This is a genomic window from Methylocystis suflitae (genome assembly GCF_024448135.1).
GTDB classification, from domain to species: Bacteria; Pseudomonadota; Alphaproteobacteria; order Rhizobiales; family Beijerinckiaceae; genus Methylocystis; species Methylocystis suflitae.
Genome location: NZ_JAMRYX010000218.1, coordinates 20530 through 45946, shown reverse-complemented (window position 1 = coordinate 45946; position 25417 = coordinate 20530). Strand labels below are relative to the sequence as shown.

Genomic DNA, 25417 nt, shown 5'->3' with positions numbered 1-25417 from the left:
GCCGCCGCACAGGCCTGTGGCATGATGGCCGGGACGGGAAGTGGAAATGAAGCTGCATATTCAGGATAAACTCGCAGCCCAGCGCACGGGCGCCGATATCGCCGTGATGGATTGCGCCGACCAGATTCTCGTCGAGGATCCCGCCAAGCTTGCGGCCTCTCCCCAGCGCTTCATCAATCGGGAGCTGTCCTGGCTGGAATTCAATCGCCGCGTTCTGGAGGAGGCCTCCAACCGCAATCACCCGTTGCTTGAGCAACTGCGATTTCTGTCGATCTCGGCCAATAATCTCGACGAATTCTTCATGGTGCGCGTCGCCGGCCTTCGCGGGCAGGTGCGCTCGGGCGTAACGGCGCGCTCCGAGGACGGCCTGACGCCCGCCGAGCAGCTGACGAAGATCACCGAGCGCGTCACGCTGTTGACGAGCGAGCAATTGCGGCGCTGGCGCGAGCTTCGCGCCGAGATCGAAGACGTCGGCATTGTTATCGTCGAGCCCGCGGACGTCTCTAAGGCCGACCGCGAGTGGCTTGAGGAATATTTCCTCAGCCGCGTGTTTCCGGTGCTGACGCCGCTCGCGGTCGATCCGGCGCATCCGTTTCCTTTCATCCCCAATCTCGGCTTCACATTGGCGCTCGAACTGGTGCGCCCCGGCGATCGCAAGACGCTACAGGCGCTCGTCCGCCTGCCGCCGAAGATCGAGCGCTTCGTGCGCTTGCCGGCGACGGCGGGCGTCGCTGGTCGTGAGCGCTTCATGCTGCTCGAAACGCTGATCGCGATGAACGCGCAGCGGCTGTTTCCTGGCTATTTGCTGCGGGCGCAGGGGCTGTTCCGGGTCATCCGCGACAGCGATCTCGAAGTCGAGGAAGAAGCCGAAGATCTCGTGCTTCTTTTTGAGACCGCGTTGAAGCGGCGTCGGCGCGGTTCGGTGATCCGGCTCGAAGTGGCGGCGGATATGCCGGCGACCTTGCGCGCGCTGGTCGCCGAGGAGCTCGACGTCAACGAGCCGGAAACATTCGAGATCGACGGCATGTTGGCGCTCAACGATCTTTCCGAACTCGTCGCGCTCGACCGGCCGGAGCTGAAATTCAAGCCCTACAACCCGCGCTTTCCGGAACGGGTGCGCGACAATGGCGGCGATTGTTTCCTCGCGATCAAGCAGAAGGATCTCGCGGTCCATCACCCTTACGAATCTTTCGACGTCGTCGTGCAGTTCCTGCAACAGGCCGCGCGCGATCCCAATGTCATCGCCATCAAGCAGACGCTCTATCGCACCTCCAACAACAGTCCGATCGTGCGCGCGCTTGTGGAGGCCGCGGAGGCGGGCAAATCCGTCACCGCGCTCGTCGAATTGAAGGCGCGCTTTGACGAGGAAGCGAATATTCGCTGGGCGCGCGATCTCGAACGCGCCGGCGCGCAGGTCGTCTTCGGCTTCATCGAGCTCAAGACGCACGCCAAATTGTCGCTCGTCGTGCGCCGGGAAGGCGGCGGCCTCGTCACCTACTGCCATGTCGGCACCGGCAATTATCACCCTGTGACGGCGCGCATCTACACGGACATTTCGGTGTTCACCGCCGACCCGGTGATCGGGCGGGACATCTCGCGTATCTTCAATTACATCACCGGCTATGCCGAGCCGGCCGGGCTTGAGCGCATGTCGGTGTCGCCGATTTCGCTCAAGAAGAAGCTTCTCGAGCATATCGACGAGGAAATCGCCTTCGTGAAGGCCGGCAAGCCGGGCGTCATCTGGGGCAAATGCAACGCGCTTGTTGATCCCGAAATTATCGACGCCTTTTATGCGGCGTCGCAAGCGGGCGTCTCAATCGAACTCATCGTGCGCGGCATCTGCTGTCTGCGGCCCGGCGTTCCCGGACTGTCCGATAACATTCGCGTAAAGTCGATCGTCGGCCGCTTTCTCGAACACGCGCGTGTTTACGCCTTCGGCGGCGGCCATGTGCTGCCGCATCCGCGCGCGCATGTCTACATCTCTTCCGCCGATCTGATGCAGCGTAATCTCGATCGAAGAGTTGAGGTGATGATGCCGATCGTCAATCCGACGGTGCATCAGCAGGTGCTCGATCAGATCATGCTCGCCAATCTCATCGACAATGAGCAGAGCTATCGCGTCCTGCCGGACGGCTCGTCGCTGCGCATCGTTCCGCCCGAAGGCGAGGAGCGTTTCAATGCGCACAAATATTTCATGACCAATCCCTCGCTTTCGGGGCGCGGAAAGTCGCTCAAGGATTGGCGGCCGCGCTCGCTCTTAAAGCGCGGCCAAAATGCTTGAGGCGGCGGCGCGTGGCGCGACGCAGCGCTCCGACTCCGCGCCAAAACCCGTCGCGATCGTCGACATCGGCTCGAATTCGGTGCGTCTTGTCGCCTATCAGGCGCTCGCGCGCGCGCTGACCCCGATCTTCAACGAAAAGGCGATGTGCGGTCTCGGCAAGGGCGTCCTCACGACCGGCCGACTGCCGGATGAGGGCGTCGACAAGGCGATGAAGGCGCTGCGCCGCTATCGGGCGCTGTGCGAGACGATGGGCGTCGACGACATCGAGGTGATCGCCACCGCGGCGGTGCGCGGGGCCAAGAATGGCGATGTTTTTCTGGACGCGGCGCGCGACGCCATTCAGCGCGACATTTCGCTGCTTTCGGGCCGCCGCGAGGCGGAGCTTTCCGCGCTTGGCGTCATTTCGGCGATCCATGAGCCGAACGGCGTCGTGGGCGATCTCGGCGGCGGCTCGCTCGAACTCATCGACGTCCACAAGGAGTCGCTCGGCAAGGGGATCACCCTGCCGCTGGGCGGACTCGCCTTGATGGACGCCTCGCGGCGCTCGATGCGCGAGGCGACGCGCATCGCCCGCAAGGCGATCGCCGACGCGAAGCCGCTCGATCATCTCAAGGACCGCACCTTTTACGCGGTCGGCGGCACCTGGCGATCGCTCGCCAAACTCCACATGCGTCAGCGCAACTATGCGCTCGGCGTCATGCATCATTACCGCATCCAGACGAGCGAAGCCGCCGACTTCGCTGAGCTTGTCGAACATATCGACAGCGAGGCGCTTGAGGACATCGACTTCGTTTCCGCGGCGCGCCGGCCTTTGCTCGCCTATGGCGCGATCGTGCTTGACGAGATCATCCGCCGCGCAAAGCCTCGCGAAATCGTCATTTCAGCCGCGGGCGTGCGCGAAGGCATGCTGTATGAGCGCCTGTCGCCGGTCGAGCGGCGCGTCGACCCCTTGCTCGCGGCGACGCGCGAATTGGAAGCGACATTCGCGCGCGCGCCGGGCTATGGCGACGATCTCATCGATTGGACGGACGCCTATATGGAAAAGAGCGGCATTGACGAGACCGACGAGGAGCGCCGGCTGCGCCACGCCGCCTGTCTGCTCTCGGACATCGCCTGGCGCGCTCATCCCGAATATCGCGCGCAGCGCGCCATGAACATCGTCACGCAGGGGCCGTTCGTCGCCATTGATCATCCGGGCCGCGCCTTCCTGTCGCTTGCGATCGTCTTCCGTCACGAAGGGCTCGACGGGGCGGAAGGCCTTTCGGATCTGCGCACGCTGTTGACGACACGTCTGTTCGCGCGCGCGCGCATTCTCGGGGCGCTCATGCGTGTCGCTTATTTGTTGTCAGCGTCGATGCCCGGCGTGCTGCCGCGCACGCGCTTGCGGGTCTGCGATCGCGCGGCGACGCTCACTTTGCCTGTCGCTTACGCCGATCTTGCGAGCGAGCGCGTGCTCAATCGTCTGAAGGCGCTCGGCAAGCTCATGGGCGCCGACGCGCAGATCGAGGTGGCGCCCTGAACACAAAAGCGGTTCACTCCCCAAACGGACTTATTTGAAAGGAATTCGATATGGACAGGCAATTCGCAAAAAGGCTTCTGGCGGCCGCCGTTGCCGTCGCATCGATGAGCGGGAGCGCCGAAGCCTGCACGCGCGTGCTCTATGGGACCGCCGACAAGGACTATCTTGTGGGCCGGACGATGGACTGGGACGTCGATCCGCGAACAAGCTTGTGGTCCTTCCCGCGCGGCATGGCGCGCGACGGCGGCGTTGGTCCGGGGTCGATCAAATGGACCTCGAAATATGGGTCGCTCATCGCCGACTTTTACAACGCGGCCACGGCTGAAGGCATGAACGACGCGGGACTCGCGGTTAATCTTCTCTATCTCGCCGAAGCGGATTACGGAGACCCGAAAGCCTCCAAGAAGCCGCTGCTGTCCGTCGGCGGCTGGGCGCAATATGTTCTCGACAATTACGCGAATGTCGCCGATGCGGTGAAGGCGCTGCAAAAGGAGCCCTTCGCGATCGTCGCGCCCGACCTTCCCGGCGGCGTCAAAGCGGCGAGCCATATGGCGCTGGCCGATCAATCCGGCGACAGCGCGATACTCGAATATCTCGGCGGCAAGCTCGTCATTCATCACAACCCCAAATACACGGTGATGACCAATTCCCCGCCTTTCGATCAGCAGCTCGCGCTTAACACCTATTGGATCGAGATCGGCGGGTCGAATTTCCTTCCTGGCACGCATCGCGCGTCGGATCGCTTCGCCCGCGCCAGCTGGAACTTGAACGCGACGCCGAAAGTCGACGACAAGCGCGTGGCGATCGCCAGCGTCTTTTCGATCATTCGAAACGTCTCGGTGCCGCTTGGGATATCCACGCCGCAGGAGCCGAACATCGCCTCGACGCGATGGCGTTCGGTCACCGACATCAAGGATCGGCTCTATTATTTCGAGCCGACGCTGAACCCTTCGATTTTTTGGGTCGAGCTGACGAAATTGAAGCTCGAACCGGGCGCCAAGCCCGCGAAGCTCGATCTTACGGGCAGCCCGATTCTGGCAGGCGAAGTTTCGGACAAATTCGTTCCCGCCGAGCCGTTCAAATTCCTGTCGCACTGACGCGCGAGCGTTTACTCGAGCAACGCGGCGCGTCACAGGACGCGCCGCTTTTTGATGCTACTCCACTGGAGCGTGCGCGACTCGATTGATCTTGTCCACGCGCATGGTCTGTGCGCCAGAGGCGCAATTGAAGCGCAGGGACGTGCCGACGGCAGAGTCGAAAAACGCCGCTTTTCCGTCCGTGACGGTGACGACGAGACGCGTCGCCTGGGTCGCCGGCGTCGGATCCTCGTCCAACGCGGAATCGATGACCATCATGGTGAGACGGCAGCCAGTCTCGCCCCCCACGAAATAGCTCACGACATGCTTCGAGCCAGCGTCGAAGCTCGCCGCCATAAGCGGCTTCATCGTCAAGGAAGCATCAGCTGCGGACAGGCCCGAGCTTGCTGCAAGGCACAGCGCTCCGCCGAACGCCGCCGCGACAATTCGATTTCCTGTAGTCATATCTTATCCTTCCATTTCGGAGCAGGGCCGGCGTAACGAACGACCGTCGCAGCGAACTGCGCCCCACTCGGGATGGAAGGTAGCTACTGCATTGCGGCACAACAATATCGCAATGCAATAAATTCTCGTAATGTCGCGCTATCTATATGATATTCAAGGGAGTTTTATGGCGCACAAATATTCGTCAGCCGCTTGCGCGCGAAAATGGCGCAGCTGTATTGCTGCGCTGCAGCGCAATGTAAGGCGCTTATTCGGCGTTCGCGGGCTCGTCCGCCGCCTGCCAGTCAAAGGTAACGACCCGGCCGTTTTCCACCGAGAGCGCCAGTCGGCCGCGCTTCAACTCCAACGCCTTCTCGCCGAAGATTGCGCGGCGCCAGCCCTTCAGCGCCTGAACGTCGGCATGGTCGTCGTGCGCGATGGATTCGAGATCTTCGACCGTCGCGATCATCTTGGCGGCGACGCCCGTCTCCTCCGACACCTGACGCAGCAAAACCTTGAGCAACTCGACGGTCGCGCCGTTTGAGTTGCGTCGGTCGCGTTCGATGCGCGGCACTGTGGTGGGATCGCGCGCGAGGCCGCGCTCCACAGCGGCGATGATGTCGGTTCCCGCGCGGGAGCGCTCCATACCTTTTGGAAAGGATCGCAAATTGCCGAGCGCTTCGACAGAGCGCGGCGCGGCTTGAGCAATCTCAAGGAGCAAGTCGTCCTTCAGGACGCGCGAACGCGGCACGTCGCGCGCTTGCGCTTCGAACTCGCGCCAGGCGGCCAGTTCCATCAGAACGGCGAGATCGCGCGGCTTGCGCGCGCGATGGCGCAGCCGTTCCCAAGCGTTTTCGGGATGCTGCTCATAGGTCGCGGGCGAGGTGAGCGTCTGCATCTCGTCCACGAGCCATTCAAGGCGATTGGAACGTTCGAGCCGCGCGCGCAGGGCGGTGTAAATATCGCGAAGATGCGTGACGTCGGCGATGGCGTATTCGATTTGGGCGTTTGACAGTGGTCGGCGCGACCAGTCGGTGAATCGCGACGATTTGTCGAGACTGGCGCGCGTGATCGCCTTCACCAGCTCGAGATATGACGCTTGTTCGCCGAATCCGCAGACCATGGCCGCGACCTGCGTATCAAAGATCGGCGCGGGTATGAGTCGGGCGAGGCGCCAGATGATCTCGAGATCCTGGCGCGCGGCGTGGAACACCTTGACGACGTCGGGATTGGCCATCAGCCCAAAAAATGGCGCAAGATCAAGATCATCGGCAAGGGCGTCGATCGCCACAGCCTCTTCTGGCGACGCAAGCTGGATCACGCAGACCCGCGGCCAGAACGTGGTTTCGCGCAAAAATTCGGTGTCGACCGTGACGAAGGGATGCTGAGCGAAACGGTCGCAGACCGCGGTCAGTTCGGGATTGGTGGTGAGAAGACTCATTTGAATTGGTTCTAAACGTTTTTGGTCTCGGTCTGAAGTCCCCAGGAGCGACTTAGGACGTCTCAGCGGCTGTTGGCTGCGCTTGCGCGGCCGGCTTTGACCAAAATACACGCTTTTTGCCGAGAATTCGCCGACATCGCACGCCACGCCCGCGCTGGGCCGAGCGGAGAGCTGCAAGGTGGCGGCGATGCCGTTCAGCAGGGGGCGCGTATGGACCACTCAAGTCGTTGTAAAAAGACAGCTGCGGGCTCGGAATTCCATCATTTCCAAGTTGCGGGCGAGGCCCGATGGGGTAGCATGCCGCCGCCACTCTATCCGGGGAGCCACCCAATTCATGCATGAGCGTCTCACTCTCGCAGCGCGCGCGGCCGCGCGGGCGCGGTGTCCGGCGGCTGTCATCGCCGCTTCACTTCTCGTCGTCAGCGCGCCCGCCATGGCTGCGCATAAGGGCGGCGTCAGCCCCGCGTGGAGTCAGTGCCGCGCGCCTGACCCCGACGCGCGCATCGCAGGCTGCACGCAAGTCATTCAGGAGATCGACAAGGAGACCCCGCACAACAAGGCGGCGGCCTACGTCAATCGCGCGGGCGCTTATCAGGCGAAGGGCGACTACGCGCATGCGCTCGAGGACTTCGGCAAGGCGCTGGAGTTTGAACCCAAATCATCGGTGATTCAGGCCGCGCGCGGCGCCGCGCATCATGCCAAGGGCGACCTCGACAGCGCGCTCGCCGATTATAATCAGGCGCTCGCCGCCGACAAAAAGAACGCCGCCGCGCTTCTGGCGCGCGCCTACATTTGGCGCGCCAAAGGCGATGTCGAGAAGGCTCTCGCCGATCTCGAGGATGCGGCGAAAGCCGACCCAAAATCAACGGCGCCGGGCGTCGCGGCGGGCGCTCTCTATCACGGGAAAGGCGATCATGACCGCGCCATCACGGCCTTTACCGAGGCCGCCAAGCGCGATCCCAAACTGGCCGCGGCGCGCAATGGGCGCGGCGCCTGCCACTACGCCAAGGGCGAATTCGATAAGGCGATCGCCGACTTCGACGCGGCGCTGAAAATCGACGCTCGCCACGTTGGCGCGCTCGTCAATCGCGCCAACGCCTGGCGGGCCAAGAAGGACTTCGCCCGCGCCAAGGCTGATTACGACGCGGCGCTGGCGGCCAAGCCTGATCTCGCCGCGGCGAAGAAGGGGTCGGACGACATGGCCAGGCTCATCGCCAAGAAGGGCTCAGGCGCGGCGACGCCGGCCGATTCCGCCCCTCCCGAAGCCGTACACGACCACAACTGAAGCCCCGGGCGGCGGCAGGCGTTACAGCGCCTTGGCCGCCGCCAGAACCTCCTCGGCGTGGCCCGGAACCTTCACCTTCCGCCAAATCTTGGCGATGCGGCCGTCGGGGCCGATGAGCACCGTCGTACGCTCGACGCCCATATATTTGCGGCCATACATGCTTTTCTCGACCCAGACGCCATAGGCGCCGAGCGTGTCCTTTCCCTCATCTGACGCGAGGGGCAGCGACAATTCATATTTGGCGCGAAATTTGTCGTGGCTCTTGATCGGGTCCGGCGACATGCCGACGACCACGGCCTTGGCCTTCGCAAAACTCTCGCGTAAGGCGTTGAATTCGATTGCTTCCTTCGTGCAGCCCGAGGTGTCGTCCTTTGGATAGAAGTAGAGCACGACTTTTTTGCCCTTCAGCGCGGCGAGCGAGATCTTTTCGCCGCCGGCCCCTGGAAGATCGAAGGCCGGCGCCAAGCTACCTTCCTTCAAGCCTCCCTCCTTCTTCCCCTCCTTGAGTGTAGCTTCGGCCTTGCCGGCGGTCGTGCTCATGGCGCCTTCCTTTCGTCGCATCTGCAGCTAAAATCAGCCCGTAGGATGCAGACTGCGCGCCAGCCGGCAAGACCGGCGTCCAAGACCGGCGTCATTGCCCGCGTCCGCGCTGCGATCGAGCCGAGAGCGAGGCCAATTGACCGACAGGACGGGGCGCAAGCCTAGCGGCGCCGGAGTCGTCGTCGATAGGGGGGGGCGCGCGATGCAGCAGGCCTGTCGCGCGGCGTTGCGGCCGCCGTTTTTTTTGGCGCCGCGCCGCGGGCTTCCCCGCCTGCTCATGCTCAGCGGGCTGGCCGCAACGCTGCTGTGCGCGCTGACCTTCGGCGGCTTCTTCCTGCTGATTTCGCAGGGCTCCATCACCTTTGCTTGGCTCGCGCCGCGCATCGTCGAATCGCTCGACGAACTCGCGGGCGGCCGGTACGAATTTTCGCTGGGCGCCGCCGCGATTGGCAATGGCGATCACGGCCCGACGCTGTCCGTGGATAATTTCATTGTCAAGAAAGACGGTCGTCCGATCGTCGCGGCGCCCCGCGCGGAGCTGTCGCTCGACCTTCGTTCCCTGTTGATCGGCCGCATAAAGCTGCGCCGGCTCGAGGTTCTCGATCTGGACTTGCGCCTGTCGGTCAACCCGGACGGCGCCGTCGAAATTTCAGCCGGCGCGCAACCCGTTCCTGCGCCGTCGCCAGCGATTGCGCCCGGCGCGCCAGCGAACGGCGCCGGGTCGGAGCGCGTGACTCTGCTGCGCGACGCGGCGGGGGCCCTGCGTGGGCTCATGGACTTCGCCACGAGTCCGAACAGTCCAATCGCCGCGCTCGATCGTCTCGGCGTGGCGCATGGCCGGCTCACTATCGACGATCGCACGATCGATCGCGCTATCCGCTATGAAGACGTGACGCTCAGCCTCGACAAGGGCGGCGCCGGCATGCGCTTCTCCGCGGCGGCCAACGGCCCCTCGGGGCGTTGGACGGCCGTCGCCGTCGCAAAGGGCGCGCCGGGAGGACGGCGGGATTTCCACGCGCAGTTTCGCAATTTTTCGATCGACGAGATTTCGCTTGCCGGTGGCTTCCGCACGACCCGCTTCGACACCGACGCGCCGCTCTCCTTCGACCTGAGATTCGCGCTTGGTCCCGGCGACGAGGTGCTCGAAGCGTCGGGTCAAATGGAGATCGGCCGGGGCTATTTCCGCTTCGACGAGCCGGATCACGAGCCAGTGATGATCGAAAAGATCGCCGGCGTCGCGGTTTGGGACAGGGCCGCGCGCAAAGTCGCAATCGCGCCGCTGGTGTTCAAGGCCGGCGGTTTCGACATGACCGTCGTCGGCGATGCGCGCCCGCCCGAGGGGGCGAAAAGCATTGCCGATGCGGCGCGCCTGGATGGGCCGTGGACGATCGCATTGCGCCTGAAAGCGCCAACCATGGTCGCGCCTGAGCGCGCCGGAGAGAAAAACGTCCGCATTGACGCCGGACTGCTCAACGCGCGCCTGTTTCGCGACGAACGCCAGATCGTCTTCGACAGATTCGCCTTTGACGGTCCCGATACGCATATCGACCTCAACGGCGCAGTGAGTTGGCGCGACGACATTCGCGTCATACTCAAGATGGGCATCGAAGAGACGCAGATACGCGCGCTCGCGCGCCTATGGCCGACGCATGTCGCGCCGTCCGTGCGCACTTGGTTCGTCGATCATGTGCCGGTTGGCGTTTTAAAGCGCGCCCAATATGCCGCCGACTTCGACGGCGCCGCGCTGAACGCGATGCGCTATGAGCAGGCGCCGCCGGATCGCTCGCTGTTCGCCGAGGGCGACATCGTCGATGCGACAGTCTCCGAGATCCTGCCGGGCATGGCGCCGCTCACCGGCATCAACGGGCGACTGCGGATCACCGGACAGACGGCGTCTTTCGACGCGACCTCAGGCGCCATGGAGACCGGGCCGGGTCGACGCCTCGCACTGTCGTCCGGCCGCTTCCTGGTCGCCGATAGCGCGCTGCGCCCGACGCCCGCGATGGTCGAGGTCACTGTGGGCGGCGACGTCGAAGCCGTGTCCGACCTGCTTTCATTGCCGGCGATCGCCGACCACGCGTCTGTCCCCGTCGAAGCCGGCGCGCTAAAAGGAACCATCGAGGGTCGGCTGCGCGTCGATTTCGAGACAGGGACGACGGCGCGCGACGCGGCCACGACTTTCGCCATCGACGCGACGACGTCGAACCTCGTGATCGAGAAGCTGATCGGCCGGGAAAAGCTCGAGAGCGGCGCGCTGCATGTCGTCGCTGACCAGGCCGGACTGCGCGTGAGCGGAACCGGCCGACTCTATGGCGCGCCGGCGACGCTCGATGTGCGCCGCGGCTTTGGCGACAAGGGTCCCGCACAGGCGCAAGTCGCATTCACTTTCGACGATGCGGCGCGTCAGCGCGCCGGCTACGCCATCGCCGGCGTCAGCGGCCCGATTCTGGCGACGATACGCACGCCGATCCCTGTTGAGAACGTCGATACGCAGATCGAACTCGATCTCACCCGGACGAATTTCGACAATCCGCTCCCGGGCCTGGTGAAGCCGGCGGGAAAGCCGGCAAAGTCTTCGTTCATGCTGACGCGCCACGGCGAGGCGATGTCGCTCGAACAATTCATTTTCGACGCGGGGCCGACGCAAGCGCAGGGCGTCATCGAATTCGGCAGAGATGGCGCATTCCGCGCCGCCCGTCTCTCACAGGCGCGGCTCTCGCCCGGAGACGACATGCGCGTCGACGTGCAGCGTAGCGGCGAACTGGTGAAGATCGTCGCGCGCGGCGCGAATTTCGACGCTCGCCCGATCATGCAGGGGTTGCTGCGCGCCGACCGCGGCAAGGGCAGCGTTGACGACCTCGATCTCGACTTCAAATCGCCGATCGTCACCGGCTACGGCAAGCAAATTCTCGCAAACGTCGAACTGAAATTGGAGCGTCGCGGCGGCAAGCCCCGCGGGGTGGCGCTGAAAGGCTTTTTCGGCCGCGAGCAGCTCACAGTCGGCATGGGGCGCGGTCAGGACAACCAGTCGCAACTTGAAATTTCGACAAATGACGGCGGCTCGCTGCTCTCCTTCTTTGACATCTATCGGAAGATGGACAGCGGCGCGCTGACCGCGACCGTGCAGCTTAGTCAAAACCGCGCCGATGGCGCTTTGCGCATTCGCGACTTCTTCGTGCGCGGCGAACCGACCGTGAGACAGCTGATGGCGCAAAGCGGAACGGCGCGCCCGGACGATCGCGGCAATTACCGCTTCGACCCCGACCTCGTTCGCGTCGGCAGATTGGAGAGCGACTTCAGCTGGTCGGGCGGACAGCTTACCGTGCGCGAGGGCGTGCTGTCGGGTCCCGAGATCGGCCTCACCTTCGACGGCTACATCGACTTCCCACGCGAGCGGCTGGATCTCGTGGGCTCATATGTGCCCGCCTATGCGTTGAACAATCTGTTGTCGAATATTCCGGTGGTCGGCGTCGTGCTCGCCGGCGGACAGCATGAAGGCGTCTTTGCGCTGAGCTATCGCCTCTATGGCGCGCTCTCATCGCCCTCGATCAACGTCAATCCGCTCTCGGCGATCGCTCCCGGGTTGATGCGCAAGATCATGGGCGTCATCGACGGCACCGCGCGAATGCCGCAGCAGCGGTAGGTTGGCGCTCGTAAGCGCTTGCAGCAGGTTCAAAAAAAGTTGACGGACTTATTCAATGAAACCTGCATTGTGATTTGAGCGCTTCCTTATCGATCGCGTGACTTCATGTGACCGGGACGCGCGCTAGCGGCCGCGCCTTGCGGCTGCGAACGCCAAGACGCCACGCGCGGACAATCGAGAATTGCATGCATATGCGCCAAAATATGCGCCGAGCGAGCGCGCCAGCGCCCAAACAGATCGCGGCCGCCGTGATTGGAAATGCGCTGGAATGGTATGATTTCGTCGTCTACGGCTTTTTTGCTTCCGTTCTGGCGCAAGCATTCTTTCCAAGCCGAGATGAAACAGCCTCTCTTTTGCTGGCGCTCGCGACCTTTGGCGCGGGCTTCTGCACGCGCCCGCTCGGCGGCTTCTTCTTCGGATTTTACGCGGATCGGAAAGGGCGAAAGGCGGCGCTGCAACTCGTTATGTTCGTAATGACCGCCGCGGTGGCTATCGTCGCGCTCACGCCGACCTACGCGAGGATCGGCGTTTTTGCCCCTCTGCTTATCGTCGCCGGCCGCTTCTTGCAGGGGTTTGCGACTGGCGGAGAATACTCCAGCTCGACCTGCTTTCTCATTGAAATGGCGCCCCGCGGCCGGCGTGGTTTCTATGGCTCACTGCAAGTATTCGGGCAGGCGCTTTCGATCCTGCTCGCGACGCTGGCTGGCATTGTCGTGACCAGCATTTTCTCGGTGGATGCGGTGAATGAGTGGGCGTGGCGACTGCCGTTTTTCGCGGGCCTGCTGATTGGCCCCGTCGGATTCTATATCCGACATCATCTCGACGAAACGCCGGCTTTCAAGGCGACGGCAAGGGTGCGCGGCGCGCGGGAGGCGTTTGTCGATCTGATCCGCCGGCGCGGCGATAGGCTGCTCGTCTGTTTCGTCGCCACGATCGGCACGACCATCTCATTCTACGTGATCCTCGTCTATATGCCGACCTACGCAAAGACCGAGATGGGATTGACTCTTGAACAATCCTTCCTCGCCCAGGCGCCCTCGCTCCTGCTGCTGATGGCGCTGACGCCGTTGATGGGCGTTTTCTCCGACGTCGTCGGCCGGCGGCCGCTGCTGCTGGCGTCGAATGGTTTGCTTCTACTGTGCGCTTATCCTCTCTATGTCTGGCTTCAAGCGGAACGGTCCGTTTTGGCGCTGGCGTTGGCGCAAATAGCTTTCTGCGTCATGATGTCGGGCATCTGCGGGGCGTTTTCGACGGCGCTCGCGGAGCAGTTTCCCACGCACATGCGTTCCGCGGGCCTTGCGATCCCCTACAATGTCGCTGTGATGATCTTTGGCGGCTTCGCCCCGTTTATCGTCGCGTGGTTGATCGGCTTTTTCGACACGCCCGTAGCGCCCGCCTTCTATCTCATCTTCGGCGCCAGCGCGGGCCTCCTTGGCGTCGCGGGTCTGCACGAAAGACATGGGGAGTCGGATATCGAATGATCGCCGCATTGAACTATGACGTTCGACGATCGTTGATTGAGTTTGGCGCCTGCGGCGGACGCTACGGGAGACTTTCATGAAGAAAATTGCGGTTTTGATTGTTTCGATCTTTATGATGCAGCAGCTCCTGCTCGCGGAGGCGATCGCCCGACCCGCCAGATGCGTCGTCGTCAGCAATGGCGCGCAGGCTTTTAACGGTCAGTGCGAATTTTCGGCTGAAAATGGCGGCAGCTTTTCGATAACGCCAGTTGGGAAAAGCACGTTCGACGGCGCGACGGTGATCAGCGTCTCTGTCACTTTGCCAGGAGTGGCGGAAGTGCGAGGACTGACCCGCGACGGTATCAACTCCCGTTGGGGAGAGGCGAAGCGCTCCAAAACCGATCCCGCCTGTTGGGTCGGAAGCGACTTCAAGATCTGCGTCTACTGATCAAAACAAAAGCGGCGCCGAAGCGCCGCTTTGCAAATGCTTGCCTTGAAGCCGCGAAGCTTAGCGCTTCGAGAACTGGAAGCTGCGGCGAGCTTTCCGCTTGCCGTATTTCTTGCGCTCGACGACGCGGGAGTCGCGCGTCAGGAAGCCTTCCTTCTTGAGCGCGGGACGCAGTTCCGGCTCGTAAGCGGTCAGCGCCTTGGCGAGGCCATGGCGCACCGCGCCGGCCTGACCCGAAAGTCCGCCGCCGGCGACCGTAACGACGATGTCATATTGACCCGTGCGCTTGGTGACGCCGAAGGGCTGAGCCAGAATCATGCGCAGCACCGGACGGGCGAAATAGACTTCGACGTCGCGGCCGTTGACGGTGATCTTGCCGGGGCCCGGCTTGATCCAGACGCGCGCGACGGCGTTTTTGCGCTTGCCGGTCGCATAGGCGCGGCCCTGCTTGTCGAGCTTTTGCACATAGCGCGGCGACTCGGGCGCTGTGGCGACGCTTCCCTGAAGGTCGGAAAGCGAGGAAAGGGTGGTCTCGGCCATGATCAGGCGCTCCGGCTATTCTTGACGTTCAGGGCGGCGACGTCGAGCGTCTGTGGGCTCTGCGCCTCATGCGGATGTTCGGCGCCCTTATAGACGCGCAGATTGCCGAACTGCTTGCGGCCCAGCGGGCCGCGCGGGAGCATGCGCTGCACGGCCTTCTCCAGGACTCGCTCCGGGAAGCGCCCGTCGAGAAGGAACTTCGCCGAGCGTTCCTTGATGCCGCCGGGGAAGCCCGTGTGGTGGTGATAGACCTTCTGGTCGCGCTTGCGGCCGGTCAGGACCACCTTTTCGGCGTTGATGACGATGATGTTGTCGCCATCGTCCATGTGCGGCGTGAACGTCGCCTTGTGCTTGCCGCGCAGACGCAGCGCGATGATGGTGGCGAGGCGGCCGACGATGAGCCCGGAGGCGTCGATCAGCACCCATTTCTTTTCGATGTCGGCGGGAGTCGCCGAATAGGTCTTGCCAAACATGGGATGGGAATTCCGTCAGAACGCGAAGTGTTCGGAAGCCGAGTGGATAGGGGATAGGCGAGGGGAGGTCAAGCGGTTTCTGAGCCTTCGATCCTCTTGGATGCTTAGCAAAGTCTGGTTATTTCGATTGGGGTAACGGAATACCGTCCGAAGACAAATCTTGCCCCGCTCGCTAAACTCGCTATTCTTACTGCATCTTACTTTTGGGGTGGCTGTGATGGGCGTGGCTGACAAGCGAACGGTTCGGCTCTCCACAAAGGGGCAGGTTGTGCTCCCCAAATCAATCCGTCAGCGGCGAAACTGGGAATCGGGCGCTTCCTTGACGATCGAGGAGACTGCAGAAGGGGTGTTGCTCAAAGAAGCGTCCCTGTTCACGCCTACCAAGCTGGAAGACGTCTTAGGCATGCTCAACTATGCAGGGCCGCCGAAATCCATCGAAGATATGGATGCGAGCGTCCTTGCCGAAGCGAAGCGCCGCAATGCTGGCGATTGATACGAATGTGGTCGTTAGGCTTTTGGCTAATGATCACCCGCAACAATCGGCCAAGGCGAAACACATCTTTGAACAAGAAACCGTTTTCGTCACACTGACCGTGCTGCTCGAAACCGAATGGGTGTTGCGCAGCGCCTATGGATTTGAGCGCGCGCGCGTTATCGGCGCTTTGCGCGCATTCGCCGGTCTGCGCAATGTTGTAGTGCAGGACGCGCCTTCGTTAGCGAAGGCGCTGGCCTGGGCCGAACGCGGAATGGATTTCGCTGACGCTCTTCACCTTTCTCAATCCGGCGACTGCGATTCATTCGTCAGCTTCGACGCGCGGCTCGCCAAGGCCGCCAAACGCGCCGGCGCCGGTGGAGTGCGGAGCCTATAATTTTACTGATGCAGCGCTTCGCCATGCAGCGCGATGTCGAGGCCCTCGCGTTCATCGTCGTAATTCACGCGAAGCGGCGTGATCACCGAGACAATTTTTAGCGTCGCGAAGGTGCCGATCACGCACCAGACGATGGTGACGAGAACGCCGATCGCCTGCACGTAAAGCTGATGCGGATCGCCTTCGAGCAGACCCGCTACGCCCGGATCGGCTTCCGAAGCCGTGATCGCGCGCGTGGCGAAGACTCCGGCGAGCAGCGTGCCCATGATGCCGCCGACGCCATGCACGCCGAAAACGTCGAGCGTGTCGTCGTAGCGGAATTTAAATTTCGCGACGGTGCAGAACCAATAGCAGACGCCGCCGGCGATGATCCCGATGACGACGCCGTGCCAAGGCAGGACATAGCCCGAGGCCGGCGTGATCGTGCCCAGGCCGGCGACGGCGCCCGAGATAACGCCGAGCACCGACGGCTTGCCGCGCTGGAGCCACTCCAGCCCGCTCCACACCAGCGCGCCGGCGCAGGCGGCGAGATGCGTCGCCACAATGGCGAAGACCGCGCGCGAATTGGCGGCGAGCGCCGAGCCGCCATTGAAGCCGAACCAGCCGACCCAGAGCAGTCCGGTTCCGACGACGGCGAGCGAGAGATCGAAGGGCGAGAGGTTTTCGCGCCCGAACCCGACGCGGTTGCCGAGGACGAGCGCGCAAACGAGGCCGGCGATCCCGGCATTGATGTGCACGACCGTCCCGCCGGCGAAATCGAGGAGGCCCAGCTTCTGCAGAAATCCGCCGCCCCAGACCCAATGCGCGGAAGGCACATAGACGATGAACAGCCACAGCACGCAAAACAGCATGAAGGCGGAGAACTTCATGCGTTCGGCGACGGAGCCGGCGACCAGCGCGCAGGTGATCACCGCGAAGGTCATTTGATAGAGCATGAACAGGATTTCGGGGATCGTCTTGGCGAAGGGGCTCACCGTGTCGAGCCCGATCCCTGCAAGAAGCGACCGCGAGGCGTCGCCGATATAGGCGCCCTCGCCGCTGAAGGCGAGGCTGTAGGCGACGCCGATCCACAGCAGCGAGACGAGCGCGGTGGCGATGAGGCTCTGCGCCATTGTGGCGAGCACATTCTTCTTGCGCACCATGCCGCTGTAAAAAAGCGCGAGCCCGGGCAGCGTCATCATCAGCACCAGCGCGGTGGCGGCGATCATGAAGGCGGTGTCGGCGGCGTCGATCTTGCCCCCGCCGTCCTGTGCGAGAGCTGGGCCGGCCATAAGGGTTGCGGCGAGCGCCGCGCCAAAACTATCCCAACGGACTCGCGGAATCTTCCCGCTGACGAATGATATAGCCGCGCGCGCAAACGAGCTCTGCATCGTGAATCCTGATTTAAGACTGGGAAGGCGCTTAGAGCGCGTCGGTGTCGGTTTCGCCGGTGCGGATGCGCATGGCGCGCTCCAGCGGCGAGACGAAAATTTTGCCGTCGCCGATATGGCCGGTGTAGGCGGCGAGTCTGATCGCCTCGATGGCGCGATCGACGAGCGCTTCGGGGAGCGCGATGTCGATCTTAACCTTGGGCAGGAAGGCGACGATATATTCGGCGCCGCGATAGATTTCGGCATGGCCCTTCTGTCGGCCATAGCCTTTCACTTCGGTCGCCGTCATTCCGTGCACGCCGATTTCCGTCAGCGCCTCGCGCACCTCGTCGAGCTTGAAGGGTTTAATAATCGCCGTGATGATCTTCATTTGCGCAGACATGCCCTCATGGTTGGCGAATTGAACATTGTCTCAGCAATTGGCATGCCATTCTGCGCATAAAATAATCGTTTTCCCTTGTGGCGTCGCATTCGACTCTCGCCAATGTTGAGGCAGGGTGGGTCTATTATTTAAGCAATATGTGTAAATATAAGGCTTAATGTGTCCTCAACCGTGAGGGCAAGTCCAGCGACATTCGTCGTGACGGCCTTTAGGAATAAATACATCTTTATATGTATTGACCAATTGGCTGGTATCAGTCACAGCCCCAAAGGGCTTCGCCCAAAAAAGACCCCGCCGGTTAAGGCGGGGCCAAGACAGTCAGACGCCAGGAAGGCTCAGCTCTCGCGAATGGGAGCTGATGCCGACCCCTTCACAAGCGCAATCGCGCTCAGGCAGTCGGCCTTATTAAAGTAGCCTTCACCCGAATTAGCGATCTTCTTGTTGTTCCCAGCGAACAGCGTCCACCGCCATTGGTTGGTCGTGTCCTTGTAGACGTAGTAGAACATGGAGAATTCCCTATGGGAGTTGAGTTTAAGCGATACCTTTTTGAGTATCGCCACGATGGCTCGGAGTGGGGGATAGAAATCGTCGCGTCATCGCCAGCGGATGCACGCGAACGACTAAAAGCCCTGACCTGGGCTAGATATCAGGGTGAAATCAAAGCAAAGGTCGTCATTCCGAGCACCGGCCTGCTTGTGGGAGTAGCAAACCGATTGGGCCGTTTACTCCATAGGCGGTGATTCGCATACCCTCATAGATAAAATCGATAATAAAACCTGTGGACTGATGTCGATAGGTCGGGCTCAAACTAGCGTGCGTGGATTTAGCGTGGGGGTTGGTTAAACGGAACAATCAATAGGTCGCCTCGCTAAGCCATTTTTATCCCGGTAGTTTCCCCAGGCGTGATGCTGTCGCCCGGTAGAGGTAGAAGCCGATCGTCAGGAGCGCGGAAAGCGGCGGAAGCGGATGAAGCTTGAAGATTGGTCGCCTAAGGCGACCGCCATCGATTTCGTTAATAAGGAAGACTGGCCCGAACGCCGCGCGAAGCTGCCTGAGCCTACGGCGCGTCTTGCGGAGCTTGCGGGATTTGAGGCGAAGCCCGGCGCACTTCTCATCGCGCCTGACGCCGACGGGGCGCCGCGGGTCTTTTTCGGCGCGGAGGGCAGGGCGCCAAAGGCGAGCGATCCGTTCTTTGCCGGAAAGCTCGCGACGGCGCTGCCCAAGGGGCTCTACCGGTTTGTCGATGGCGTCGAGGCGCCGGCGCAAGCGGCGCTGGCGTTCCTTCTGTCGTCCTATTTCTTCTCGCGCTACAAGGCGCGAAAGAGCGAAGCCCCGCGTCTGTGCGCGCCGCAGGGCGTCGACCGCGCGCGCATCGAGCGCATCGCCGGAGCCGTCGCCCTCGGCCGCGATCTCGTGAATACGCCGACCAATGACATGGGGCCGGAGGCGCTCGCCGAAGCGGCGCTCGCTCTCGGTGCGAAACATGGCGCCAAGACCCGCGTCATCGTCGGCGACGCTTTGCTTGCGGAAAACTTCCCCTTGATTCACGCCGTGGGGCGCGCGGCCGCTCAGGCGCCGAGGCTCGTGGAATTTGAGCACGGCCCCGAGGACGGTCTGCGCGTCACGCTCGTCGGCAAGGGGGTCTGCTTCGATACGGGCGGGCTCGACATTAAGCCTTCGAGCGCGATGGCGCTGATGAAGAAGGACATGGGCGGCGCCGCGACGACCCTGTCGCTTGCGGCGATGCTGCTTGACGGCAATGCGCCGGTCCGTTTGCGCGTGCTGCTGCCGATCGTCGAGAATTCGATCTCGGCGTCGGCGTTTCGAACGAGCGACATTTACCGCAGCCGCAAAGGCCTGAGCGTCGAAATCGGCAATACGGACGCCGAGGGGAGGCTCATCCTTGCCGATGCGCTCGCCTATGCGAGCGAAACGCCGTCCGATCTGCTGTTCGATTTCGCGACGCTGACGGGCGCCGCGCGGGTCGCGCTCGGTCCGGAGATTCCGCCGTTCTATACCGGCGATGACGCGCTTGCCCAAGAGATCGCTGGGCAGGCCGGCGCCGTGAACGATCCCGTGTGGCGGATGCCTCTCTGGGACAATTACGACAGCGGTCTCGATGGCAAGATCTCCGATCTCATCAACGTCACGAGCGGGCCCTTCGCTGGATCAATTACCGCCGCGCTGTTTCTGAGGCGCTTCGTGGCGGATCCCAAGCGCTGGGCGCATTTCGACGTTTACTGCTGGAATCCGTCGACGAAGCCCGGCCGCCCGGAGGGCGGCGAGGTGCAGGCGGCGCGTCTGCTTTATGAATTGATCGAAGCGCGCGCCGAGCAGAGGAACGCGAAGCCGTGAGCGAAGAGTTCGATCGGCGGCTGACGCCCGCGCGTCCAGAAGTCGCCGCCGCCTATCTCAAGGGACGCGTGAGCGCCGACCGCTATGTGGAAGGCGTCGCGATGGAGGTCAGAGACTGCGTCGTCAACCTTCGCCGCGAACCGCGTCCCGACGCCGCCGTCGACACTCAGGCGATCTATGGCGAGCGCGTCACCGTTTACGATGAGGAGGAAGGCTGGGCGTGGGCGCAACTTGCGCGCGACAATTATGTCGGCTGGATCGCCGCCAATACGCTATGGCGCGAATTGAGCGCGCCGACGCATCGAGTCCGTGTTCCGCGGACCTTCATCTATCCGGGTCCCAACATCAAACTGCCGCCGCTCAACGCGCTGCCGCTCGGCGCCGAAGTCGCGATCGCCGAAGAGCGCGCCGGTTTTTGCGTGACGCCGGAGCTCGGATTCATCTATCGCAAACATCTCGTGCCGCGCGAGGCGAAGGCGCCCGACTTTGTCGCCGTGGCCGAGACGCTTCTAGGCGCGCCCTATCTTTGGGGCGGCAAGTCTTGGATGGGCGTTGATTGCTCGGGACTCTTGCAGGTTTCGTTGCTGATGGCGGGCGTTCACTCGCCGCGCGACACCGATATGCAGGAAGCTGCGCTCGGCGCGCGGCTCGATCCTGGCGTCCCGCTCCTGCGCGGCGACATCGTTTTTTGGAAGGGGCATGTCGGCGTCATGCGCGACCCCGTGACGCTGCTTCACGCCAACGCGACGCATATGCAAGTCGCCAGCGAGCCGCTCGACGTCGTGCGCGCGCGCAACGAGGCGGCGGGGGCTGGTCCGGTCACCAGCGTGAAGCGATTGCCGAAAGACATTTGGGCATGACGAAAAGGCTTTATCTGGAAGATCTTCGCGTCGGGCAGCGGTTGTGCTCGGCGAGCGTCACGGTCACCGCGCAGGATATTATCCGCTTCGCGCGCGACAGCGATCCGCAGTATTTTCATCTCGATGAAGAGGCGGCAAAAGACAGCATGTTCGGCGGGCTCGTCGCCAGCGGTTGGCAAACCGGCGCCCTGAGCGTGAAGCTGCTCATCGACTCAGCTGATCCGCCTTTTGCAGGCGGGCTCGTCGGCGTTGAGGCGCATATCGCCTGGAAACTCCCGGTGCGGCCGGGAGACTCCTTAAGAGTGGAAGCCGAAGTCACGCGAATTGTTCATCCGCGCCGCTATGCCGATCGCGGCTTCGTTTCGATGGATATGGCGACCTATAATCAGCGCGGCGAAGTCGTGCTGACGCAGCGCGTCACAGTCGTCGCCTTCCGCGACCCTGCGCGGGCAGGCGAAACTTCAAACGACGCCACGGCGATTCCGGGATCATTTTCCGGCAACTGAGTTGCCCGGAATGGGCTCCGCCTCGTTGCGAAACGCCGCCGCGAAGAGCGCGCGCGTATACTCGCTCTTGGGCTGGGAAAACACCTGACTCGCCGGCCCTTCCTCGACCACCTTGCCATAGCGCATGACGATGAGATGGGCGGCGAGCGCTTTCACGACGCGCAGATCGTGACTGATGAAGAGATAGGCGAGCGAGCGGCGACGCTGCAGGTCGCGTAAGAGATCGATGATCTGCGCCTGCACGGACATGTCGAGCGCCGAGGTCGGCTCGTCCAGCACGACAAATTTCGGTTCGAGCACAATGGCGCGGGCGATGGCGATCCGCTGCCGCTGACCGCCGGAAAATTCGTGCGGGTAGCGGTCCATCGTCGATGGATCGAGCCCGGTTTCCTGCAGCGCGCGCGCAACGATTTCGCGGCGCTGATTGAGCGTAAGTTCGGGCCGCTGAACGGTCAGTCCTTCGGCGACGATTTCCGCGACCGACATGCGCGGCGAGAGCGAGCCGTAAGGGTCTTGAAAGACGATCTGCATGTCGCGGCGAAGCGGACGCATGGCGTCGACGCTTTTGCCGTCGATGCGCTCGCCGAGGAAGACGATCGGACCTTCCGAGCGAATGAGCCGCAGCATCGCCAGCGCCAGCGTCGTCTTGCCGGAGCCCGATTCGCCGACGACGCCGACGGTCGCGCCTTCGCGCACCGAAAGGGTGACGCCGTCCACCGCCTTCACATGGCCGACGATCCGACGCATGAAGCCGCGGCGTATCGGAAACCAGACGCGCAGTTGCTCGGCCGATGCGACGACGGGCGCTTGCGTGTCTTCGATAATCGGCGCGCCCTTGGGCTCCGCCGTGAGCAGCGCCTTGGTGTAGGGATGCTGCGGCGATGTGAAGACCTCTCCCACCTCGCCCTGTTCGACGATCTGGCCCTTCTGCATCACGCAGACCGTATCGGCGAAACGGCGTACGAGCCTGAGGTCGTGCGTGATGAACAGCATCGCCATGCCGTAGGTTTTTTGAAGCCGCTCGAGCAGCGCGAGAATCTGCGCCTGAACCGTGACGTCGAGCGCGGTGGTCGGCTCGTCGGCGATCAGCAGATCTGGCTTGTTGGCGAGCGCCATGGCGATCATGACGCGCTGACGCTGGCCGCCCGAGAGCTGATGCGGATAGGCGCTTAGCCGCGCCTGAGGATCAGGAATGCCGACTTCACCGAGAAGCTCAACGACTCGGTTCCGAACCGCGTCTTCGCCGCGCATGCCGTGCAGTTCGAGAATCTCCGCAATCTGCCGCTCGATCATGTGCAGCGGATTGAGCGACGTCATCGGCTCCTGGAACACCATTGTGATGCCCGCGCCACGAATGGCGCGCAGACGATTGTCGTCGACCGTGAGCATATTCTCGCCGTTGAACAGCGCCTCGCCGGACGCGATCGCGCCAGGAGGAAGCAGGCGTACGATCGATAGAGCGCTGATCGACTTGCCGGAGCCGGATTCGCCGACGAGCGCCAGAGTCTTGCCCCGCTCAAGAGAGAAGGAGACGCGATCGACCGCCTTGGTCTCATGCCCGCCTTGCCGAAAGGTGACCGAGAGATCGCGAACATTGAGGAGGGAAGGCGCTGCGGCGCCGTGAGGTGTCACCGGAAATTCTTCCTCGGGTCGAAGGCGTCGCGGACCGCCTCGCCGACAAAGACCAGAAGCGACAGCATCAGCGCGATGATCGCAAAACCGGTCAGTCCCAGCCAAGGGGCCTGGAGATTGGATTTTGCTTGCAGCAACAGTTCGCCGAGCGAGGGCGAGCCCGGCGGCAGGCCAAACCCTAGAAAGTCCAGCGCCGTAAGCGTGGTGATCGACGAGTTGAGAATGAAGGGCAGGAAGGTCAGCGTCGCGACGGTGGCGTTCGGCAGCAGGTGCTTGACGATAATCTTGAAATTGCTCAGCCCAAGCGCACGCGCCGCGTTGACATATTCGAAGTTGCGCGCGCGTAGGAACTCGGCGCGAACGACATGCACCAGCGACACCCAGGAGAAGAGCAGCAGGATGCCGAGCAGCACGAAAAAGCCGGGCGTCAAGAAGGATGAAATGATGATGAGCAGATAGAGCTGCGGCAGCGACGACCAGACTTCGATGAAGCGTTGGAACACAAGATCGACGCGCCCGCCGAAATAGCCCTGTATCGCCCCCGCGGCGACGCCGACGATCGAGGAGATCGTCGCCAGGATCAGTCCGAACAGCACCGAGATGCGAAATCCATAAAGCAGGCGCGCGACGACGTCGCGGCCCTGATCATCGGTGCCGAGCCAATTATATTCGAGCGCGGCGCAGCCGCGATTGGCCTCGCCGGGCCGCAGACCTTTCGCCGCGGCGATCTCGCACTGCTGCTGCGTCAGCATCCAGGTCGGCGGCGAGGGCGCGGGCGTCGGCAGCTCGAGATTATGCGTGTCATAGGAAAAGCGAATCGGCGGCCACAGCATCCAGCCATGCGCTTTGATCTCGTCGGCGATGACAGGATCGCGATAATCGGTGCGGGCCAGGAAGCCGCCGAATTTTTCTTCCGGATAGGACACGAAGGCGGGGAACAGCAATTGGCCCTTGTACCAGGCCAGAATCGGCCGGTCGTTGGCCAGGAAATTCGAGCCGAGCGCCATGATGAACAGCGTCATGAAGACCCAGAACGACCAATAGCCGCGCTTGTTCGCCTTGAAACTGTCGAGGCGTCGCCGGTCGAGCGGCGTGAGCCGCAGCCAGCCTTCGCGATGAAGCGGCGGGGCGAGATGCGTTTGGGCGTCGGCTGCTGCGCTCACCGTCAAACCTCGCGCGTTTCGAAATCGATGCGCGGATCGATCCAGGTATAGGTGAGATCGGACAGGAGATTCACCACAAGTCCGAGCAGCGCAAAGATGTAGAGGTTGGCGAAGACGACCGGATAATCGCGATTGACGATGCTCTCGAAAGACAGATAGCCCAGTCCATCAAGCGAAAAGATCGTTTCGATCAGCACCGAGCCGGTGAGAAAGGCGTGTACGAATGCGCCGGGAAAGCCGGCGATGACGATCAGCATCGCGTTGCGAAACACATGTCCATAGAGCACGCGCCGCTCGGTCAGGCCCTTCATGCGCGCCGTCTGCACATATTGCTTGCGGATCTCGTCGAGGAACGAGTTCTTTGTCAGAAACGTCTGCGTTGCGAAGGCTCCCAGCGTCATCGCGGAGACGGGCAGAATGATGTGCCAGAGATAGTCCTTCACCTTGTCGAACAGCGACAGATGCCAGAAATCGTCCGAGATCAGGCCGCGCAGCGGGAAGATCTGCCAGAAGGAGCCGCCGGCGAAGAGCACGATCAGCAGCATCGCAAACAGAAAACTCGGAATCGCGTAGCCGACGATGATGGCGTTGGACGTCCACATGTCGAATTTCGTTCCGTCGCGCACCGCCTTGGCGATGCCGAGCGGAATTGAAATCGAATAGGAGAGCAGCGTCATCCAGAGGCCGAGCGAAATCGACACGGGAAGCTTTTCTCCGATCAGCTTGAGGACGCTCTCGTCGCGAAAGTAGCTGCGCCCGAAATCGAACATCGCATAATTCTTCACCATCAGCAGGAATCGCTCCCACGCCGGCTTGTCGAAGCCGAACTGCTTTTCGAGTTCCGCGATGAATTTCGGGTCGAGCCCCTGCGCGCCGCGATATTTCGAGGCGGTTTCGGCGGCCATCGTTCCGGTCTGGCTCGCGCCGCCCTGTCCGACGTCGCCGCCCCCGCCGGAAAAGCGTCCGGTCGCGCCGACGTCGAAGCCTTGCAGTTGCGCGATGATGCGCTCCACAGGACCGCCCGGCGCGAACTGCACGATGACGAAGGAGATGAGCATGATGCCAAGGATCGTCGGGATCATCAGCAGCACGCGGCGGGCGATATAGGCTCCCATTAACGTCTCGCGTTC

The 25417-nt window shown here is 62.6% G+C and carries 23 protein-coding genes; 12 read left to right on the top strand and 11 right to left on the bottom strand.

Going from position 1 to position 25417, the window contains the following annotated elements; translation table 11 throughout:
* Positions 1 to 46: 46 nt before the first annotated feature.
* Genes NEI07_RS16770 through NEI07_RS16760 form a run of 3 tightly spaced genes read left to right on the top strand, consistent with a single transcriptional unit; the run spans position 47 to position 4897 of the window.
* Positions 47 to 2281: an RNA degradosome polyphosphate kinase gene (locus tag NEI07_RS16770; protein WP_256036130.1), complete on the top strand. Its 2235-nt coding sequence runs from the start codon at positions 47 to 49 to the stop codon at positions 2279 to 2281.
* Positions 2274 to 3800, top strand: a complete 1527-nt coding sequence (gene ppx, locus NEI07_RS16765; RefSeq protein ID WP_256036127.1) for an exopolyphosphatase — start codon at positions 2274 to 2276, stop codon at positions 3798 to 3800. Before NEI07_RS16770 ends, ppx begins: the two co-directional genes overlap by 8 nt.
* 50 nt (positions 3801 to 3850) lie before the next feature.
* Entirely contained in the window at positions 3851 to 4897 is a 1047-nt protein-coding gene (locus tag NEI07_RS16760; RefSeq protein WP_256036125.1) for a linear amide C-N hydrolase, read from the top strand.
* A 57-nt stretch (positions 4898 to 4954) separates the two neighbouring features.
* On the opposite strand, the gene NEI07_RS16755 is transcribed toward NEI07_RS16760, so the two are convergent.
* The gene (locus NEI07_RS16755) at positions 4955 to 5341 is read right to left on the bottom strand and encodes a hypothetical protein (protein WP_256036122.1); all 387 of its coding nucleotides are present in this window, start codon (positions 5339 to 5341) and stop codon (positions 4955 to 4957) included.
* Between the two features lie 247 nt (positions 5342 to 5588).
* Positions 5589 to 6761 carry a ribonuclease D gene (gene rnd, locus NEI07_RS16750; protein WP_256036120.1) on the bottom strand — a complete coding sequence of 391 codons (1173 nt, stop codon included), beginning with the start codon at positions 6759 to 6761 and terminating at the stop codon, positions 5589 to 5591.
* Positions 6762 to 7095: 334 nt separating this feature from the next.
* Between rnd and NEI07_RS16745 the strand changes: the two genes are divergently transcribed.
* A complete protein-coding gene (locus tag NEI07_RS16745) occupies positions 7096 to 8046 on the top strand; it encodes a tetratricopeptide repeat protein (protein WP_256036118.1) in 951 nt (316 codons plus the stop codon).
* Positions 8047 to 8067: 21 nt separating this feature from the next.
* Here the strand turns inward: NEI07_RS16745 and NEI07_RS16740 are convergent, their stop codons facing one another.
* Positions 8068 to 8586 (bottom strand): peroxiredoxin, encoded by a 519-nt coding sequence (locus NEI07_RS16740; RefSeq protein WP_256036115.1) that lies wholly within the window; start codon positions 8584 to 8586, stop codon positions 8068 to 8070.
* Positions 8587 to 8722: 136 nt separating this feature from the next.
* Here NEI07_RS16740 and NEI07_RS16735 point away from each other — a divergent pair, with 136 nt between their 5' ends.
* From NEI07_RS16735 to NEI07_RS16725, 3 genes are all read left to right on the top strand, one after another.
* A complete protein-coding gene (locus NEI07_RS16735; protein ID WP_256036113.1) occupies positions 8723 to 12229 on the top strand; it encodes a DUF3971 domain-containing protein in 3507 nt (1168 codons plus the stop codon).
* 185 nt (positions 12230 to 12414) lie between these two features.
* On the top strand, positions 12415 to 13710 hold the full coding sequence (locus tag NEI07_RS16730) for an MFS transporter (RefSeq protein ID WP_256036112.1): 1296 nt from the start codon (positions 12415 to 12417) through the stop codon (positions 13708 to 13710).
* 76 nt (positions 13711 to 13786) lie between these two features.
* Positions 13787 to 14137, top strand: a complete 351-nt coding sequence (locus tag NEI07_RS16725) for a hypothetical protein (protein ID WP_256036111.1) — start codon at positions 13787 to 13789, stop codon at positions 14135 to 14137.
* 60 nt (positions 14138 to 14197) lie between these two features.
* Here the strand turns inward: NEI07_RS16725 and rpsI are convergent, their stop codons facing one another.
* Entirely contained in the window at positions 14198 to 14677 is a 480-nt protein-coding gene (gene rpsI, locus NEI07_RS16720; RefSeq protein ID WP_256036110.1) for a 30S ribosomal protein S9, read from the bottom strand.
* Between the two features lie 2 nt (positions 14678 to 14679).
* Positions 14680 to 15150: a 50S ribosomal protein L13 gene (rplM, locus tag NEI07_RS16715; protein WP_256036109.1), complete on the bottom strand. Its 471-nt coding sequence runs from the start codon at positions 15148 to 15150 to the stop codon at positions 14680 to 14682.
* Positions 15151 to 15367: 217 nt separating this feature from the next.
* On the opposite strand from rplM, the gene NEI07_RS16710 reads away from it, so the two are divergent.
* Both NEI07_RS16710 and NEI07_RS16705 read left to right on the top strand, forming a co-directional pair.
* A complete protein-coding gene (locus NEI07_RS16710) occupies positions 15368 to 15643 on the top strand; it encodes an AbrB/MazE/SpoVT family DNA-binding domain-containing protein (RefSeq protein ID WP_256036108.1) in 276 nt (91 codons plus the stop codon).
* Positions 15630 to 16019 (top strand): type II toxin-antitoxin system VapC family toxin, encoded by a 390-nt coding sequence (locus tag NEI07_RS16705; protein ID WP_256036107.1) that lies wholly within the window; start codon positions 15630 to 15632, stop codon positions 16017 to 16019. Before NEI07_RS16710 ends, NEI07_RS16705 begins: the two co-directional genes overlap by 14 nt.
* A gap of 2 nt (positions 16020 to 16021) precedes the next feature.
* On the opposite strand, the gene NEI07_RS16700 is transcribed toward NEI07_RS16705, so the two are convergent.
* From NEI07_RS16700 to NEI07_RS16690, 3 genes are all read right to left on the bottom strand, one after another.
* Complete coding sequence (locus NEI07_RS16700; RefSeq protein ID WP_256036106.1) at positions 16022 to 17290, bottom strand: ammonium transporter; 1269 nt, start codon at positions 17288 to 17290, stop codon at positions 16022 to 16024.
* A gap of 130 nt (positions 17291 to 17420) precedes the next feature.
* Entirely contained in the window at positions 17421 to 17771 is a 351-nt protein-coding gene (locus NEI07_RS16695; RefSeq protein WP_281432879.1) for a P-II family nitrogen regulator, read from the bottom strand.
* 335 nt (positions 17772 to 18106) lie between these two features.
* Positions 18107 to 18277, bottom strand: coding sequence for a YegP family protein (locus NEI07_RS16690; protein ID WP_256036105.1), 171 nt, complete (start codon positions 18275 to 18277; stop codon positions 18107 to 18109).
* A 460-nt stretch (positions 18278 to 18737) separates the two neighbouring features.
* On the opposite strand from NEI07_RS16690, the gene NEI07_RS16685 reads away from it, so the two are divergent.
* The 3 genes from NEI07_RS16685 to NEI07_RS16675 are packed head-to-tail and all read left to right on the top strand — an operon-like array spanning position 18738 to position 21492.
* Positions 18738 to 20126: a leucyl aminopeptidase family protein gene (locus NEI07_RS16685; RefSeq protein ID WP_256036104.1), complete on the top strand. Its 1389-nt coding sequence runs from the start codon at positions 18738 to 18740 to the stop codon at positions 20124 to 20126.
* Entirely contained in the window at positions 20123 to 20986 is an 864-nt protein-coding gene (locus tag NEI07_RS16680; RefSeq protein ID WP_256036103.1) for a C40 family peptidase, read from the top strand. The genes NEI07_RS16685 and NEI07_RS16680 overlap by 4 nt, the downstream gene beginning before the upstream one ends.
* Entirely contained in the window at positions 20983 to 21492 is a 510-nt protein-coding gene (locus NEI07_RS16675) for a MaoC/PaaZ C-terminal domain-containing protein (RefSeq protein ID WP_256036101.1), read from the top strand. Before NEI07_RS16680 ends, NEI07_RS16675 begins: the two co-directional genes overlap by 4 nt.
* Here NEI07_RS16675 and NEI07_RS16670 read toward each other — a convergent pair.
* From NEI07_RS16670 to NEI07_RS16660, 3 genes are read right to left on the bottom strand one after another with little or no spacing between them, the layout of a single operon-like run.
* Positions 21475 to 23124: an ABC transporter ATP-binding protein gene (locus tag NEI07_RS16670; RefSeq protein ID WP_256036099.1), complete on the bottom strand. Its 1650-nt coding sequence runs from the start codon at positions 23122 to 23124 to the stop codon at positions 21475 to 21477. The two genes, NEI07_RS16675 and NEI07_RS16670, sit on opposite strands and share 18 nt — an antisense overlap.
* Positions 23121 to 24293, bottom strand: a complete 1173-nt coding sequence (locus NEI07_RS16665) for an ABC transporter permease (RefSeq protein WP_256036098.1) — start codon at positions 24291 to 24293, stop codon at positions 23121 to 23123. The genes NEI07_RS16670 and NEI07_RS16665 overlap by 4 nt, the downstream gene beginning before the upstream one ends.
* A complete protein-coding gene (locus NEI07_RS16660; protein ID WP_256036097.1) occupies positions 24290 to 25402 on the bottom strand; it encodes a microcin C ABC transporter permease YejB in 1113 nt (370 codons plus the stop codon). Before NEI07_RS16660 ends, NEI07_RS16665 begins: the two co-directional genes overlap by 4 nt.
* Positions 25403 to 25417 lie beyond the last annotated feature (15 nt).

What these genes read in the sequence shown, in the direction of transcription:
- NEI07_RS16695 (WP_281432879.1), bottom strand. Translation starts at nt 17,771, where the DNA reads ATGTCTGCGCAAATGAAGATCATCACGGCGATTATTAAACCCTTCAAG.
- NEI07_RS16740 (WP_256036115.1), bottom strand. Translation starts at nt 8,586, where the DNA reads ATGAGCACGACCGCCGGCAAGGCCGAAGCTACACTCAAGGAGGGGAAG.
- NEI07_RS16690 (WP_256036105.1), bottom strand. Translation starts at nt 18,277, where the DNA reads ATGTTCTACTACGTCTACAAGGACACGACCAACCAATGGCGGTGGACG.
- NEI07_RS16770 (WP_256036130.1), top strand. Translation starts at nt 47, where the DNA reads ATGAAGCTGCATATTCAGGATAAACTCGCAGCCCAGCGCACGGGCGCC.
- NEI07_RS16760 (WP_256036125.1), top strand. Translation starts at nt 3,851, where the DNA reads ATGGACAGGCAATTCGCAAAAAGGCTTCTGGCGGCCGCCGTTGCCGTC.
- NEI07_RS16730 (WP_256036112.1), top strand. Translation starts at nt 12,415, where the DNA reads ATGCATATGCGCCAAAATATGCGCCGAGCGAGCGCGCCAGCGCCCAAA.
- NEI07_RS16710 (WP_256036108.1), top strand. Translation starts at nt 15,368, where the DNA reads ATGGGCGTGGCTGACAAGCGAACGGTTCGGCTCTCCACAAAGGGGCAG.
- rplM (WP_256036109.1), bottom strand. Translation starts at nt 15,150, where the DNA reads ATGTTTGGCAAGACCTATTCGGCGACTCCCGCCGACATCGAAAAGAAA.
- rnd (WP_256036120.1), bottom strand. Translation starts at nt 6,761, where the DNA reads ATGAGTCTTCTCACCACCAATCCCGAACTGACCGCGGTCTGCGACCGT.
- NEI07_RS16700 (WP_256036106.1), bottom strand. Translation starts at nt 17,290, where the DNA reads ATGGCCGGCCCAGCTCTCGCACAGGACGGCGGGGGCAAGATCGACGCC.
- NEI07_RS16725 (WP_256036111.1), top strand. Translation starts at nt 13,787, where the DNA reads ATGAAGAAAATTGCGGTTTTGATTGTTTCGATCTTTATGATGCAGCAG.
- NEI07_RS16705 (WP_256036107.1), top strand. Translation starts at nt 15,630, where the DNA reads ATGCTGGCGATTGATACGAATGTGGTCGTTAGGCTTTTGGCTAATGAT.
- NEI07_RS16755 (WP_256036122.1), bottom strand. Translation starts at nt 5,341, where the DNA reads ATGACTACAGGAAATCGAATTGTCGCGGCGGCGTTCGGCGGAGCGCTG.
- rpsI (WP_256036110.1), bottom strand. Translation starts at nt 14,677, where the DNA reads ATGGCCGAGACCACCCTTTCCTCGCTTTCCGACCTTCAGGGAAGCGTC.
- NEI07_RS16745 (WP_256036118.1), top strand. Translation starts at nt 7,096, where the DNA reads ATGCATGAGCGTCTCACTCTCGCAGCGCGCGCGGCCGCGCGGGCGCGG.
- NEI07_RS16675 (WP_256036101.1), top strand. Translation starts at nt 20,983, where the DNA reads ATGACGAAAAGGCTTTATCTGGAAGATCTTCGCGTCGGGCAGCGGTTG.
- ppx (WP_256036127.1), top strand. Translation starts at nt 2,274, where the DNA reads ATGCTTGAGGCGGCGGCGCGTGGCGCGACGCAGCGCTCCGACTCCGCG.
- NEI07_RS16685 (WP_256036104.1), top strand. Translation starts at nt 18,738, where the DNA reads ATGAAGCTTGAAGATTGGTCGCCTAAGGCGACCGCCATCGATTTCGTT.
- NEI07_RS16660 (WP_256036097.1), bottom strand. Translation starts at nt 25,402, where the DNA reads ATGGGAGCCTATATCGCCCGCCGCGTGCTGCTGATGATCCCGACGATC.